The organism is Stenotrophomonas sp. SMYL11 (assembly GCF_036320005.1).
Classification (GTDB): domain Bacteria; phylum Pseudomonadota; class Gammaproteobacteria; order Xanthomonadales; family Xanthomonadaceae; genus Stenotrophomonas; species Stenotrophomonas maltophilia_A.
In genome coordinates, this window is sequence record NZ_JAWIRS010000018.1 from 22,324 (window position 1) to 37,190 (window position 14,867).

Sequence of the window (14,867 nt, forward strand, 5' to 3'; positions counted from 1 at the left end):
AAATAAACAATTAAGCGATGGCGTCGGCGCCCAGCTGATGGATCGGCAGCAGGGCCGCGCCCACCGATACCGCGGATCCTCCCAGCCGTGACACATGCACCTGCGGCAGGCGCAGGCTGTCCAGCGCACTGCTCCAGCGTGCCGGTTGCTGCAGGTGCTGCCCCAACACTTCCAGTACCTGCCTCGGCAGTGAGCCGGACAGGATCAGGGCGCCAGGATCGAGCCATGCCACACCGGTATTGGCCGCCACGCCCAGCTGGTTGCCCGCACGTTCTGCCCAGGCATTGATGATGCCGGCATGGGTTTCCAGGCAGGACTCAAGTTCGAACAGTGAAGGAATGCCGGCGCCGGCGTCGCGCAACGTGGCCAGCAGGTCGATGCCCGAGGGACGCGGTGCGTCCATGCGGAACAGGCGACCGATATCCCCGGCATTGCCGAACTCACCGCGCATCACATCACGTCGATGGATCACGCCACCGCCCACGCCGTGGCCGACATATAGCAACAGCGCCGACGCGCAGTCGCGGATCAGTCCGCTGTCGTAGTATTCCGCCAGCGCCGCCAGGGTTGCATCGTTCTCCACCCATACCGGGAAGCCGAAGTAGTCTTCGAAGAACTGGTCGTTGTCGATATCGCGCCAGCCATGCAGCCAGTCCACCGCGTGCCGGCGTGCCGGACCGGTTTCGACCACGGGCCCGGGAACCGCCACGCCGAGGCCCAGGAAGCGCGCGCGCATGAGCCCGGTGCGGCTGGTGAGGCTGCGCAGGCGCTGGTCCACCGCGTGCACGAAGTCGTAGGGATCTGCGCTGTCGAATGCGGTTGCATCGCGGGCGATGACCTGGCCAGCAAAATCCACCAGCGCGATCTCCAGCCAACCGGGATGTACCGTGGCACCGGCGGCATAGCCGCCCCGCCCGGACAGCGCCAGTGGCACCGAGGGTCGGCCGCGCTGGCCATCGGACAGTTGTCCCTGCTCCTCGATCACCTCCAGCATCAGCAGTTCACGCGCCAGGCGGGTCAACGCACCGTTGTGCATGCCCAACTGGTGGGCAATGGTGATGCGGGGAACGGCGCCCATCGTGCGCAACAGCCAGATGATGCGCTTGTGGTCGGCATCCAGCGCGATCAGCGGCTTGCGGCGCAGCCGCGATGTAGGAGCCAGGTTCATGGGTGCAGGCCCTCGGTATGCGGAAGCGCGACCGGCCAGGCCAATGCGGCCAGCGACAGCAGACTGCCGACGGCAACCAGCGAGACCAGTACGGCAGAGGTGCCCGGATCACCGGCCTGTACGCCGGGCAGCAGCTGGCCCAGCAGCAATGAGGAGGCGGCAATGGACAGTTTCATGGTTCCAGTGAGCAGCGCAAAACAGCTAAGGTCATCCTCGCGCCCGCTGCGGGCGGCATGCCGACGGGCGATCAGCGCGGTGCGCCGCCACAGCACCAGGCCGACACTGGCTACCGCCGCCCCATGGACAGCGGCACACGCAATCGCTACAGGCAGGGAGGGCTTGGCCTGGTAAACGCAGACGGCAGCGATGACCAGCACCGACATCAGCGCGATCAGGCCTGTCTCGCTGCACAGCGGGGGGCGCAGGCGCAGATGGAGCCAAGGCGCGACCACCATGCCCGCGACCATGGCGAAGGTCAGCGCTGCGCCCTGGTCGGCAAAGGGAAACAGACGCCCGGCCAGGCCCACCAGCGCCGTCTCTACCGCTGCGGCCAGCAGAACCGGCAGCAGTGCCGGCAGCGGCAGGGCGCCGGCAACGGGCCTGCTGGTTGTGGCGGGCTGTGCGGGCGTGGCGACGCAGGCCAGGGGAAGCGCGGCGGCCGCGATCAGGATGCCGATGATCATGCAGATCAGCAGCGCGCTGCCACTGCCTGCAGATTCAGGTGCACCGACCACGCCGAACAGTGCTGCAGCGATGCACAGCTTGGAGATCGGTACCACTACCGCGCGAGCGGAAACGTAGCGCATGGCCTCGTTCTCGTCGCGGGGCAACAGCGAAGTCAGTGCATTCTGGGCCACGTCGTAAACCGCGTAGCAGGTACGGAACAAGAGCGAGGCGGCCAACAGCGGCAGGAAGGCGGGCTCGGTCGCGGTGCTCGGACTGAACAGCAGGCAGGCGCTGGCGGCGGTGCCGAGCCCGCCGATCAACTGCAGGCGCAAGGCGAGGCGACGCTGGTCGTGCAGTCGGGTGAACACGGCGGCCAGCAGCAGGTCGAGCACGCTGCTGTAGGCCAGGGAGATCGCCAGCAGTTGGCCGGTGTGGGCAGCCGACAACCCCAGCCGCGCATGCAGGTAGTAGCCGAGTGCCAGGTCCACGAACGACCAGACCAGAGTGCGGGCGAAGTGGCCGGCGGCATAGAGCTGCCGCAGCGATGGCTGCGCGTTCAACGCTGTTTTGGGGGGGGGAGGAGGCCGGAGATCCGGGATCGTTCTACTACCCCTGTGTGACAGCGGTCTGACATGGTGCGAGGTCGGCCATTCAGCGAGTGGCTTGCAGCGCACGCCGTGGGCGAGCAGCATTGACCGTGCTGCGCCCCACAACGCCTCACGCAGAGCCTTCTTCGCCGAATGGAGCAACGTATGAAGCTGTTGTCCGCTGTGTTGTTGTCTGCGCTTTCACTCCCCGCCGTTCCGGCGCTGGCAATGGAGGCATCTCCTTCGCCGCTGTTGGGGCGCTGGTCGCTGGATATCGCCACGTCCGCGCTACCCGAAGCGCAGCGCCCGAAGCACGTGGTGCTGGAGTTCAAGGACGCCGGTGCCGGGCGCTGGAGTTCACACGTGGACATCGTCCTGCACGACGGCAAGACCATGAAGTCCGACGGCACTCTGGCCCTGGATGGCACGCCGGGCGCCCTGTCCGGCACCTATGGCGCGGACAAGGCCAACCTGAAACTGCCTGCACCGAACACGCTGGTGATGCAGCTGGTGGACCATGGCACGCCGGCCTCCACCCGCATCTACACGGTGGCGGATGACCAGGCGACGATGACCGAGACCAAGGCGTTCTACGGTCACGACGGTACGCCGATCCTGCAGACCAACCTGTTCAAGCGCATGCCGTAGCGATGCTGCGTTCACCACGCCCGCCGAACGGGCGCGGTGAACGCAGCGGCCTTACACGGCCGCCGGATCGCGCTTGCCGGTGTCGATGCCGTACCTGTCGATGGCGTGCTGCATCCGCGAGCGCTCGATGCGGCCTTCGTCGGCCAGCGACTTCAAGGCGGCCAGCACGATGAAGTGGCGGTCCACTTCGAAGAACGTGCGCAGCGACTCACGCGTGTCGGACCGGCCGAAGCCATCGGTGCCGAGCGCGGTGAGGCGGCGGTCGTTGATGAAGGGACGGATCTGGTCGCCGACGATCTTCATGTAGTCGGTGGCCACCACCACGGGCCCTTCGTGGCCCTGCAGGCACTGCTGCACGTACGGCACACGCGGCTCCTCGGCCGGATGCAGCAGGTTCCAGCGCTCGGCGGCAAGGCCGTCGCGGCGCAGTTCGGTCAGGCTGGTGGCGCTCCACACATCGCTGGCGACGCCGAAGTCCTGCAGCAGCAGTTCTGCCGCGGCTTCCACTTCGCGCAGGATCGAGCCGCTGCCCATCAGCTGCACGCGTGGCTGCGAGGCGGCATCGGCGGTTGCCGGATGCAGCAGGTACAGGCCCTTCAGGATGCCGGCCTCGACGCCTTCGGGCAGTGCCGGCTGCGGGTAGTTCTCGTTGAGTACGGTGATGTAGTAGTAGATGTCTTCCTGGTCGACGTACATGCGGCGCAGGCCGTCGTGGATGATCACCGCCAGCTCGTAGTTGTAGGTCGGGTCGTAGGACACGCAGCTGGGAATCACCGACGACAGCACGTGGCTGTGGCCGTCATCGTGCTGCAGGCCTTCGCCCATCAGCGTGGTGCGGCCGGAGGTGGCACCGAGCAGGAAGCCGCGGGTACGTGCATCGGCAGCGGCCCAGGCCAGGTCGCCGACGCGCTGCAGGCCGAACATCGAGTAGAAGATGTAGAACGGAATCGTGGCCAGCCCGTGGTTGCTGTAGGCGGTACCGGCGGCGATCCACGAACAGATCGCACCGGATTCGTTGATGCCTTCCTGCAGGATCTGGCCGTCCTTGGCTTCCTTGTAGTAACTCAGCTGGCCGGCATCCTGCGGGGTGTACAGCTGGCCCAGGTACGAATGGATGCCGATCTGGCGGAACAGGCCTTCCATGCCGAAGGTGCGCGATTCATCGGGCACGATCGGAATCACCAGCCTGCCCAGTTCCTGGTCCTTCAGCAGGCTGGTGAGGATGCGCACGAAGCCCATGGTGGTGGACTGGCCGCGATCGCCGCTGCCCTGCAGCTGGGTGTTGAAGATCGACAGCGGCGGAAGCGGCAGTGGATCGACCTTGGCCAGGCGCGCGGGCAGTTGCCCGCCCTGGATGCGGCGGCGCTCGGCGAAGTAGGCCGCCTCGGCGCTGCCCGGTTCCGGGCGCAGGTACGGCATGTCCTCCAGCTGTTCGTCGCTGACCGGCAGGTTGAAACGGTCGCGGAAGGCGCGCACCGCATCGGCACTCATCTTCTTCAGCTGGTGGTTGATGTTCTGGCCTTCGCCGGCTTCACCCATGCCGAAACCCTTGACCGTCTTGGCCAGGATCACAGTCGGCCGGCCGCTGGTGTTCACTGCCTGCTGATACGCAGCGAACACCTTCTGCGGATCATGGCCACCACGCGCCAGCGCCCAGATGTCGTCGTCGCTCATGTGCGCGACCAGCTCCAGCAGCTCGGGGTAACGGCCGAAGAAGTGCTCGCGCACGTAGGCACCGTTCTGCGACTTGAAGGTCTGGTAGTCGCCGTCCACGCATTCCATCATGCGCTGGCGCAGCAGGCCGCTGGGGTCGCGGGCCAGCAGGTCGTCCCAGCCGCTGCCCCAGATCAGCTTGATCACGTTCCAGCCGGCCGCACGGAAGGTGCCTTCCAGTTCCTGGATGACCTTGGCGTTGCCGCGCACCGGACCGTCCAGGCGCTGCAGGTTGCAGTTGACCACGAACACGATGTTGTCCAGCCGCTCGCGGCCGGCCAGCGAGATCGCTGCCAGCGATTCGGGCTGGTCCATCTCACCGTCGCCGAGGAAGGCCCAGACCTTGCGGCCCTGGTGTTCTTTCAGGGCGCGGTATTCCAGGTAACGCATGTAGCGCGCCTGGTAGGCGGCGGTCAGCGGGCCCAGCCCCATCGACACGGTGGGGAACTGCCAGAACTCCGGCATCAATCGCGGGTGTGGATACGAGGACAGGCCTTCGCGCCCGGCTTCGCGGCGGAAGTTGTCCATGCGCGCCGGATCGATGCGGCCTTCTACATAGGCGCGTCCGTAGATGCCTGGCGCGGAGTGGCCCTGGATGTAGATCATGTCACCGTCGAAGGTGTCGGTACGGCCACGGAAGAAATGATCGAAGCCCACGTCGTACAGTACGGCCGCCGACTGGTAGGTGGCGATGTGGCCACCGACGTTGGAATGCTTGCCGGCACGCAGCACCATCACCATCGCGTTCCAACGGATCATCGCGTTCAGGCGGCGCTCGATGGCCAGGTCACCCGGGTAGGCCGGCTGGCACTCGGGCGGGATGGTGTTGACGTAGGCGGTCCAGGCACGGGTATGCAGATCGCCGTGCTGCTGTGCATCCAGCTCGCTGAGCTGGTCGATCAGGTAGTGCGCGCGCGGCCGGCCACCGGCATGCATCACCGCTTCCAGTGATTCACGCCACTCGCGGGTTTCCAGCGGATCGGTATCGAAGGGAATGAGCGCTTGGTTCATGACTGTCTCCAGAGGGCGCCGGTCGGACTTCTGCCTGGGCGACAACACCGGCAGGGCGCACAGCACTGGAGCGGGGTCGCAACGGCGGGGCCGTGACGCGAAGGGCGACCGTGGCGGCCACCGAGAAGACAAGCGTAGGCCTGGCTCCCCCGGCTTCGATAGGCGGGCAGGGCTTGGGTCTCTGGCAAGCAAGGGTTGGCACGGCACGCCGTATCATGGGCGGGCGCGCTGGGTGCGGCCGCTGATCAGGCCGGGGACAGGCCCGGGAAGAACATCGGGATGACCGCCACGCCGATGCCCAGCAGGCACCAGGCCACGATCGGCAGCCAGCCTGAGAGCTGCTGGCAGCGTTCCGGCAAGCGGCGTCCTCCGATCCACAGCAGCAGGGTGAGCAGGACCAGCGCGTAGGCGAGGGCGACGACCACCGGATGCACGTGGACGACACGGCTGGGCGGCCACATCTGCTGCTGGTAGGCGGTGGTGTGGGCGACCAGCAGCAGGAACAGCAGGCTGCTGAGGGTGTTGATGGCGGTGCGGGCGTTCATTGCGGGGCACTCCTTGTGCCGGCTGCTGGAAACTGCAGGGGCGGCATTCTAGCGGCCGCGTGCCGGCAGTTGAAACGCCACTGTCATCGACGGCCGTCACCCTGCGGGGCTTTCCAGCCTTGGGGTGGTTGGCCGGCCGTGAACAGCGTGAGGATCTGGGAGAAGAGCTATGCGCTGCGGCGGCGGCTGCTGCGCGGCTTCTTCCTGCGCCGGGGTTCTGCCAGCGAAGATGCCGAGGATCTGGCGCAGGAGGTTTACCTGCGGCTGCTGAGCAGCACCGGTGAGCATGCCGACGCGGTCGAGAACCCGGAAGCCTACCTGTTCACCGTGGCCGCCAATCTTGCACGGGAGCACGCGCGCGCGCGTTCATCGCTGCCGCCGCTGGAGGACGTCGACCTCCTGGCCGAAGTGTTGAAGAGCGAAGAAGACATCGAAGGCGAATTCGAGCGCGCGCAGCGCTGGAGCGATATCCGCAGCACCATCGCACGGCTGCCGGCGACCACGCGGCGGGTGATGGAGCTGCATTACCGCGACGGGCTGGACTGCCCGGCAATCAGCCAGCAGCTGCAGGTGTCGGTGCACATGGTGCGCAAGCATATAGGCAAGGGGCTGGACGCCTGCAGGAAGGCGCTGAGCGCCAGAGAGCTCACATGAAACGGAATCCATCGGGTGCGGCCGACGACGTGATCGCCAGCGAGGCGATGGACTGGTTCCAGCGCAATCGCGAGGGAGTGCTGGGCGAAGCCGAGCGGGCTGCGTTCCTGGACTGGATGAAGCGCTCGCCGGAGCATGTGCGCGCCTATATGCACGCCCTCGCATTGCACCGGCAGGTTGGTGAGGCGCTGCAATCGGCATTGGCAGAAGAGGCCTCGGTGCCGCCACAGCGGGCCACTGCCAAGGTCGTGCCGCTGTTCGGACGCGCGCAGGCTCCGCTGCGCAGTGCGCCGCACAGCCGTCGCACGCGTTGGTGGGTGGCGGCTGCCGCAGCCTGTCTCGCCCTGCTCGGCGTGGGCCTGGTTCCGCAGTTGATGCCCACCGAGCAGCTGTACAGCGCCGACCATGGTGAACTGCGTGACCTGGTGCTGCCCGACCAGACCCAGGTGCGGCTGAACGCGGACAGCCGCCTGCGGGTGCGCATGGGCGGGTTCAGCCGCAGGGTGGAGCTGCTGCAGGGCGAGGCCACGTTCGACATCGCCCAGGACCGACGGCCGTTCGAGGTGCAGGTGAACGGATTGCAGATCCGCGATATCGGCACGGTGTTCGACGTGTCGCGACGGCTGCAGGGCACCCGCATCGGTGTGGTTTCCGGCGAGGTGGAAGTGTGGAGCCAGGGTGCCGATGCGCGACGTCTTGCACAACTGGGCAAAGGCCAGGTGGTGCAGGTCGACGCGCGCAGCCATGCGGTCGAGTCGTTGGATGTGCCGTTGTCGATGCTGCTGGACTGGCAGCAACGCAAGGTCTCTTTCCTGGACGAGCGGCTGGATGAGGTGGCCGCCGCCTTCAACCGCCACAACCAGGTGCAGGTTCGGGTGCTGGATGAAGGCGCGGCGTCGGCGCGCATGTCCGGCAGCCTGGACGCGCATCGCATCGGTGCGCTGCAGGCCTTCCTCGAGCGCGACCCGCGCTTCGTGGTGAGGCGCGAAGGCGACACCGTGCGGGTCGGCAGTCGCTGAGGTCGACATGGCCGTGGGCTGTCAGAAAAAATTCATCAAATCCGCGTTCTCCACTTCGGTGGATGCGGGCTCTTACTTGGGAGAAGCCGCTGCCGAGTCACGCAGCGGCACCTGCTGCTTTCTCTCTTCCAAGGACCCGTGATGCGCAACACGCTCTACCTGTCGATCATCCTCGCCCTGTCTCCCTGCAGCGTGCCGCTGGCGGCTGCGACCACTGCCGATGGACTCGAGGCCCGCGTTTCGGCGCCGATCGCGGCGCAGCCGTTGGCACGTGCACTGGAGCAGTTGTCGCGCAGTTCCGGCGTGCAGTTCCTGTATTCGGGCAGTGGCGAAGCGCACATGGCCGGTGCGGTGCCGCGCGGTGCCACCGTCAAGCAGGCGCTGGACGCGCTGCTGGCAGGGACCGGCCTGGGCTACACCGTGGTGGATGGCAACGTGATCGCCATCGATCCTGCGCCGGCACACAACGAACCAAAGCCGGCTGCGCCGAAGCCGCGCGAGGCCGAAGCGGCGGTGGCGCCGACCCTGGGCACGGTGAAGGTGATTGCTGCGCATGAGGTGATCGACCAGAAGAAAACCTCGCCGGTGATCAAGGATTCGGTGGTCTACGACGAGATGGACAGCTACGGCGACGAGACCCTGGCCGAGAGCCTGATGGCCGCGCCGGGCCTGAGTGCCGTGGAGGATGCCGGTGAGCCCCGTTACGTGACGGTGCGTGGCGTGCAGGCCAACCTCAACTACACCACCATCGATGGCATCGCGATTGCCAGCGTGGGTGGCAGTGGCTCGGGTGAGCGCATGAACAACCTGCAGCTGATTCCCAGCGACATCGGCACCCGCACCGACATCTACAAGAGCTTCAGCGCAGAGCAGGCGCCGGACGCGATCGGCGGCGTGATCGACATCATCAGCCGCAGCGCCTTCGACCGGTCCGGCAAGTACGTGTTCGCCGATGTGGCTGGCATCTATTCCACGGCCGAGACCAATGTCGAGCGCAGCGCCGGTGGCAACCACGAGACACTGGGCCATTTCGGCAAGAGCGCCAAGATGGTGTTCTCCAACCAGTTCGGTGCCGACCAGGAGTTCGGCCTTGTTGCGGTAGCGCGCTATGAGCAGCGTTCGCGCAACAGCGTCAAGCGCTGGGTGGAGTCGAACTACTACTACAACGACGCTGGCAAGTACCTCACCGACGGTACCACGGGGCCGGACGAGGCCAAGGGCTGGAATGGGCTGCGTGCGCCGGGCAACTTCAGCACCGGCACCTATACCAACTTCATCACCAACTTCGGTGGCTCCGCCAAGCTTGAGTGGAAGCCTTCGGATGATCCGTTCTACGCATCGCTGCTGCTGTACTCGTACCGGTTCTACGAGAACTCGACGATGAACAAGACCGATCTGTACGGCAATGCCAAGTTTCCGATCCGCAACCAGACCGAAGACAGCGGCACCACCCAGATCAACAGCATCTACATCAAGAACCGCCACGACCGCTGGGACCGCAGCAACCGTGGCGCCATCGCCAGCTTCAACTGGGATATCGGTGATCGCTCGCGGCTGACCCTGCGTGGCGGCCATACCGAAGAGACCTTCCACAACAACCAGGTCTACTGGGGGGTGCGCGCCTACCCAAGCAATCTGTTCGTCGATTACGAGAATGACAGCCACGGCTTCCCGAACGCAGTGGCGGTTTCCGATTCCAGCCTGTTGACCAGCTCGGCGTTCAAGCTCAACCCAGCACAGGCCTATGTCTCGCCGCGCGACGCCAAGGAGAGCATCGACAACCTGCGCGCCGACTTCAGCTACAACATCGATGCCGATGCGCGCGGCTTCGGCCTGGCCGCCGGTGCCGAGTACCGCCACCTGAAGATCTGGCAGGACATCGACTTCGATTACTTCAAGAGCAGTGCCACGCTCAACGATTACCTGTATCCGGGTTCGACGCTGCTGGGCAGCGTGCCGGGATTCCCGCTGATCGACAACCGCAAGTGGAACGAGGAGCTGCTGCCGAAACTGGGCAACAACAATGCGGCGTATCCAAATGCCAACTTCACCAGCGACTACAAATACGTGGAGGACATCACCAATGCCTATGTGTCCGCACACTACGCCTGGGACCGGCTGCTGCTGATCGGCGGCCTGCGCTACGACCACACTCGCTTCGATGCGTACAGTCCGTTCAGCGACGATGGCGGCACCACCTACACGTCTGCCTTCCGCAACACGAGCGGTGGCTACAACAACCTGCTGCCTTCCTTGAATGCGACGTTCAAGCTGAGCGAGGACCAGCGCCTGCGCTTCTCCGCCAGCCGCACGCTGGGCCGGCCGACACCGAGCAACATCGCCCAGGCCACCAGCACCAGCTGTGGCGATGACGAGGAGGGCAGGGGCTTCTGCACCATCAAGCAGGGCAACGCCAACCTGCAGCCGCGCCGTTCCACCAACATCGACCTCGCGTGGGACCTGTACTTCAACGGCAACAACGGCCTGGTCTCGGTCGCGCTGTTCGACAAGGTGATCAAGGACGACATCTACACCCTGACCACCTTCGAGAACGTGGGTGACACGCGCTACCGGGTCACCCAGCCGATGAACACCGATGAGTCCAAGCTGCGCGGCGTCGAGTTCGCGGTGGCCAACCGCAACCTGCAGTGGGGCCGCCAGCGCTTCGACATGTACTTCAACGCAACGCGGCTGGAAGGTCAGACCAACTACCGCATCAGTGATGGCACCGAGCGCCGCCTGGACCGCCTGCTGTACCAGCCGGACTGGTCGCTCAATGGCTCGGTGATCTGGCGCATGCCGTGGAAGAGCGCACAGCTGCGCCTGTCTGGCACCTACCGCAGCCGGATGCTGGTCGACTTCGGTGACACCCAATGGCTGGATTCCTACTACGACCCATACATGACCTTCAACATGGCCTTCAGCCACAAGGTCAGCAAGCACGTGACGCTGAAGTACGAGGCCAAGAACCTGTTCAACACCCAGCCGACCTACAGCACCGGCCCGAACGGGCGCTTCCGTACCGAGATCGACGACTACGGCCGCTTCTTCTATTTCCACATCATCTACAACTGAGGGCACAGCCGTGGATACGATCAATCGCAGGCGATTCCTGGCCCTGGCCGGCCTGTCCGCTGCCGGCGCATGGATGGGCACGGCGCACGCGCTGGCCGCACAGACCGATGCCACCGCGCTGAACCCGCGCAACCTGCTGGCCTCGCCGCGGTTCGCCAGCACGCCTTTCACCCTGGGCGTGGCCTCGGGTGATCCCTCGGCCGATGGCATGGTGTTGTGGACGCGCCTGGCGACCGAGCCGCTGGTGTTCGGCGGTGGCATGCCGACCCGGCCGATGGTGGTCGAGTGGCAGCTGGCCGCGGACGAGGGCATGCGCAGGGTGGTACGCCAGGGTTCGGCGATGGCGCATCCCGAACTCGGCCACGCTGTGCACGTGGAGCTGGGTGGGTTGGCGCCCGCACGGCCCTACTGGTACCGCTTCACCATAGGCGGTCACGCCAGTGCGGTCGGTTGCACCCGCACCCTGCCCGCAGCCACGGCAGCGGTGGATCGCGTGCGCTTTGCGGTGGCCGGTTGCCAGCACTACGAAGAAGGCCATTACACCGCGTGGCGGCGCATTGCCGAGGAACCGCTGGATTTCGTTTTCCACTACGGTGATTACATCTACGAAGGCGAGAGCCAGCCGGGCCTGCGGAAAATGAACGGCCAGCCGTTCACCAACCTGCGCAATCATGTCGGGCCGCAGACCTACACGCTGGACGACTACCGTCGCCGCTACGCCCAGTACAAGAGCGATGCCGACCTGCAGGCCGCGCATGCTTCGGCGCCGTGGTTCGTCTCCTTCGATGACCACGAAGTAGACAACAACTGGGCCGGTGCCGAGGACCAGGACGATACGCCCAGCGAGGTGTTCCTGTTGCGCCGTGCACAGGCGTTCCAGGCCTACTACGAGAACATGCCACTGCGCCGATCGGCATTCCCGCGCGATGGCCACATGCAGATGTACAGGCGTGCACGCTACGGCACGCTGATGGACCTGCACCTGCTCGACACCCGCCAGTACCGCAGCAAGCAGGTGAACATGGCGCTGCGTGAGGAGGTGGAATCGCCGGAGCGCAGCATTGTGGGGGCGAAGCAGGAGCGCTGGCTGTTCGACGGCCTGGCCGATGCCGCGCCGCGCTGGCACACCATCGCCCACCAGGTGGCACTGGGCAACTACATGCGCGAGAAGGACGGCGTGGTGCAGTCGTCCGATGACCAGTGGTCGGGTTATCTGGACAGCCGCCGGCGCCTGCTCGACCACATCCAGAAGGTGGGCTTCGGCAACGTGGTGACGGCGTGTGGCGACGCGCACCGGCATTACGCCAGCGACCTGGTGCAGGACCATCGTGATTCGGGCGTGATCTCCAGTGAGTTCCTTGCCACTTCGATTACTTCTGGCGCTGATGGCCAGGGTGTGGATGCATATGCCGAGAACCAGCTGCGGCACAGTCCGCAATTGAAGGCGACCACCGACAAGCGTGGCTATGTGCTGTGCGATGTTACCCGTGATGCATGGATCGGCGACATGAAGACGCTGGATACCGTGATGCAGCCGAACGGCGCGCTGCAGAGCTGGAAGCGCTACGCGGTGGAGCACGGCCGGCCGGGTTTGCAGGACGCCTGATCAGGCACGCCCCCTTGTAGAGGCGAGCATGGCTCGACTCTCCAACGGCCGGGTTGCTCAATCGTGCTCGAACCGCAGTGGTTCGCTGCCCATCGCCGGGTCACTGGTACCGGGACGCCCATCCTCGGCACGACCAGCGAGGCGCAGCACACTCTCACCTGCGCTGACCTGCAGGTCATACCAGCCGGCGGTAGGCGTTGCATCCCACGCCAACGACGTCTCTGCATGCGCGGGCAGTGCCAGCGTCTGCTCGGGCATGTGCCCGGCATAGGCTCCGGCATGCACGTGCAGCTGCTGTGGGGTATCGCTGAGATTGCGCAGGTGCAGGTGCAGCTGCAGCTGGCCGTCGGCGCGCTCGACCGACGCCTGCACAACGGGTCCTTTGGCAGCGCCCTGGAAGTGACGGTGGAAGCCGTTCGGGCCCAGCAGCCACAGGTCGTAGCGACCGTGTACATCCAGCGGCCAGCGCTCCCGCAGTGGCGTGCCCGGTGCCAGTGTATAGCGGCGTGGCACCGCACCCAGCCGCAGCCGATCGTAGACGTGCAGGACCGCCGCTGCACCTTCGCAGGACAACATCAGGTCCACGCCCGATGTGTCGATCGCAGCAATCGATGCCTGCGGCCGGTAGGGCAGGGCACGCGCCGGGCGTACGCCGCTTTCCTGTTTCGCCGGCTTCAGTCCGTCCGGCAACGCCGGCACGGTGCGTCCCGGCAGGGCGGCGGCACGTGCGGCCACCGCGCTGACGTCGGGCAGGCCGCGTACGAACGGACGGGTGTCGCGCTGGGCGAAGTCGAAGGTGTTGCTCAGGTCACCGCAGACTGCACGGCGCCAGGGCGAGATGTCGGGCGCGGCCACGCCGAAGCGGCGTTCGATCAGCCGTATGACCGAAGTGTGGTCGTACACCTGCGAATCGACCCAGCCACCGCGGCTCCATGGTGAAATCACGTACAGCGGCACGCGCGGACCCAGCCCATAGGGGCGGCCGCGCAGCTCGGCGGCGTCGTACTTCTCGTCGCCCGGTGCCGGATGGCGGTGGTACTCGCCTTCGGTACTGACCGAAGAAGTACCCGCCCAGCCACCGTTTATCGGTGAAGGCGGTGCCGGTGGCGGCATGTGGTCGAAGAAGCCGTCGTTCTCGTCGAACATCAGCAGCAGGGCGGTGCGGCTCCACACCTCCGGATCGGCAGTCAGCGCATCCAGCACGCGTGCGGTATAGGCCGCGCCCTGGGCCGGGCTGGAGGGGCCGGGATGCTCGCTGCCGGCCGCGTCGGCGATGATGAAGCTGACCTGCGGCAGGCGTCCATCGACCACGTCCTGGCGCAGCTGCGCCAGGCCACGGGTGCTGACGCCGCGTGCGCGCAGCTGCGGGTCATGCCCCGGCGCAGCACGGTAGGCCTGGCGGAACGCCTCGAAGCCGGCCAGCGGGTTGTCGGTGAAGTTGTCGGCCATGTCCTGGTAGATCTGCCAGGACACCCCCGCTTTCTGCAGGCGTTCGACATAGCTGGTCCAGCGATACGACGCCGGATGCCCGCCGTGCTCGGGGAAGTTGTCGTGCGAGTTTGCGATCACCGGGCCACCTGCATGCGCGTGTGCATCATTGTGGCCAGTCCACAGGAACACCCGGTTCGGGTTGGTTCCGGCCTGCATCGCGCAGTGGTAGGCGTCGCAGATCGTGAAGGCATCGGCCAGCGCGAACTGGAAGGGCAGGTCGCTGCGTTGGAAGTAGCCCATCGAGTGGTTCTGCTTGGCCTTCGGCCATTGCCCCATGCGCCCGTGGTCCCAGGCGCGCTGCGCATCAGGCCAGGTATGCGGCGTGCCTTCCACGCGCATGTAGCCGAAGTGCGCGGCGGTATCCAGCGGGAACGGTGCGATCGCGCGCGTGCCGCTGGCATCGGGTTGCAGCCACAGGCTGCGGGTACGGCCGCCGGCCTGTAGTGCCGGCGCCGGAGCGACGAAGCGATCGCCGAAACCCCGTACCCCCGGCAACGTGCCGAAGTAGTGGTCGAACGAGCGGTTCTCCTGCATGAACACCACAATGTGCTGCAGGTCTTCGAGGCTGCGCGTCTGCGCGGCGGGGGCGATCGCTGCGGCCCGGGCGATGCTGGGCAGCAGCGGGGAAAGGCCGCCGGCAACGCCGGCCTGCAACAACCGGCGTCGGCCGATATCAGTCACGGG

The 14,867-nt window shown here is 66.1% G+C and carries 10 protein-coding genes; 5 read left to right on the forward strand and 5 right to left on the reverse strand.

All coding sequences use genetic code 11. The features are described 5' to 3' along the window. Positions 1-10 precede the first annotated feature (10 nt). Positions 11-1,168, reverse strand: coding sequence for an ROK family protein (locus V3B46_RS18970; RefSeq protein WP_329892626.1), 1,158 nt, complete (start codon positions 1,166-1,168; stop codon positions 11-13). Further along, positions 1,165-2,394, reverse strand: a complete 1,230-nt coding sequence (locus tag V3B46_RS18975; RefSeq protein WP_329892627.1) for an MFS transporter — start codon at positions 2,392-2,394, stop codon at positions 1,165-1,167. The genes V3B46_RS18970 and V3B46_RS18975 overlap by 4 nt, the downstream gene beginning before the upstream one ends. Before the next feature lie 192 nt (positions 2,395-2,586). On the opposite strand from V3B46_RS18975, the gene V3B46_RS18980 reads away from it, so the two are divergent. Continuing rightward, entirely contained in the window at positions 2,587-3,069 is a 483-nt protein-coding gene (locus V3B46_RS18980; protein ID WP_329892628.1) for a LuxR family transcriptional regulator, read from the forward strand. Between the two features lie 51 nt (positions 3,070-3,120). Here V3B46_RS18980 and aceE read toward each other — a convergent pair whose 3' ends face one another. Both aceE and V3B46_RS18990 read right to left on the reverse strand, forming a co-directional pair. Further along, the gene (gene aceE / locus V3B46_RS18985) at positions 3,121-5,793 is read right to left on the reverse strand and encodes a pyruvate dehydrogenase (acetyl-transferring), homodimeric type (RefSeq protein ID WP_329892629.1); all 2,673 of its coding nucleotides are present in this window, start codon (positions 5,791-5,793) and stop codon (positions 3,121-3,123) included. Between the two features lie 245 nt (positions 5,794-6,038). After that, complete coding sequence (locus V3B46_RS18990; protein ID WP_329892630.1) at positions 6,039-6,338, reverse strand: hypothetical protein; 300 nt, start codon at positions 6,336-6,338, stop codon at positions 6,039-6,041. 138 nt (positions 6,339-6,476) lie between these two features. On the opposite strand from V3B46_RS18990, the gene V3B46_RS18995 reads away from it, so the two are divergent. The 4 genes from V3B46_RS18995 to V3B46_RS19010 all read left to right on the forward strand — a co-directional run bounded on the left by V3B46_RS18995 (position 6,477) and on the right by V3B46_RS19010 (position 12,692). After that, positions 6,477-6,992 carry an RNA polymerase sigma factor gene (locus V3B46_RS18995; RefSeq protein WP_329892631.1) on the forward strand — a complete coding sequence of 172 codons (516 nt, stop codon included), beginning with the start codon at positions 6,477-6,479 and terminating at the stop codon, positions 6,990-6,992. Next, a complete protein-coding gene (locus V3B46_RS19000; protein ID WP_154263097.1) occupies positions 6,989-8,011 on the forward strand; it encodes a FecR family protein in 1,023 nt (340 codons plus the stop codon). Before V3B46_RS18995 ends, V3B46_RS19000 begins: the two co-directional genes overlap by 4 nt. A 141-nt stretch (positions 8,012-8,152) precedes the next feature. Further along, on the forward strand, positions 8,153-11,086 hold the full coding sequence (locus V3B46_RS19005) for a TonB-dependent receptor (protein WP_329892632.1): 2,934 nt from the start codon (positions 8,153-8,155) through the stop codon (positions 11,084-11,086). Between the two features lie 10 nt (positions 11,087-11,096). Then, positions 11,097-12,692 (forward strand): alkaline phosphatase D family protein, encoded by a 1,596-nt coding sequence (locus V3B46_RS19010; RefSeq protein WP_329892633.1) that lies wholly within the window; start codon positions 11,097-11,099, stop codon positions 12,690-12,692. Positions 12,693-12,749: 57 nt separating this feature from the next. On the opposite strand, the gene V3B46_RS19015 is transcribed toward V3B46_RS19010, so the two are convergent. Beyond that, positions 12,750-14,864: a phosphocholine-specific phospholipase C gene (locus V3B46_RS19015; protein ID WP_329892634.1), complete on the reverse strand. Its 2,115-nt coding sequence runs from the start codon at positions 14,862-14,864 to the stop codon at positions 12,750-12,752. Between the last annotated feature and the right edge of the window lie 3 nt (positions 14,865-14,867).

What these genes read in the sequence shown, in the direction of transcription:
- V3B46_RS19000 (WP_154263097.1), top strand. Translation starts at nt 6,989, where the DNA reads ATGAAACGGAATCCATCGGGTGCGGCCGACGACGTGATCGCCAGCGAG.
- V3B46_RS18980 (WP_329892628.1), top strand. Translation starts at nt 2,587, where the DNA reads ATGAAGCTGTTGTCCGCTGTGTTGTTGTCTGCGCTTTCACTCCCCGCC.
- V3B46_RS18990 (WP_329892630.1), bottom strand. Translation starts at nt 6,338, where the DNA reads ATGAACGCCCGCACCGCCATCAACACCCTCAGCAGCCTGCTGTTCCTG.
- V3B46_RS18970 (WP_329892626.1), bottom strand. Translation starts at nt 1,168, where the DNA reads ATGAACCTGGCTCCTACATCGCGGCTGCGCCGCAAGCCGCTGATCGCG.
- V3B46_RS19005 (WP_329892632.1), top strand. Translation starts at nt 8,153, where the DNA reads ATGCGCAACACGCTCTACCTGTCGATCATCCTCGCCCTGTCTCCCTGC.
- aceE (WP_329892629.1), bottom strand. Translation starts at nt 5,793, where the DNA reads ATGAACCAAGCGCTCATTCCCTTCGATACCGATCCGCTGGAAACCCGC.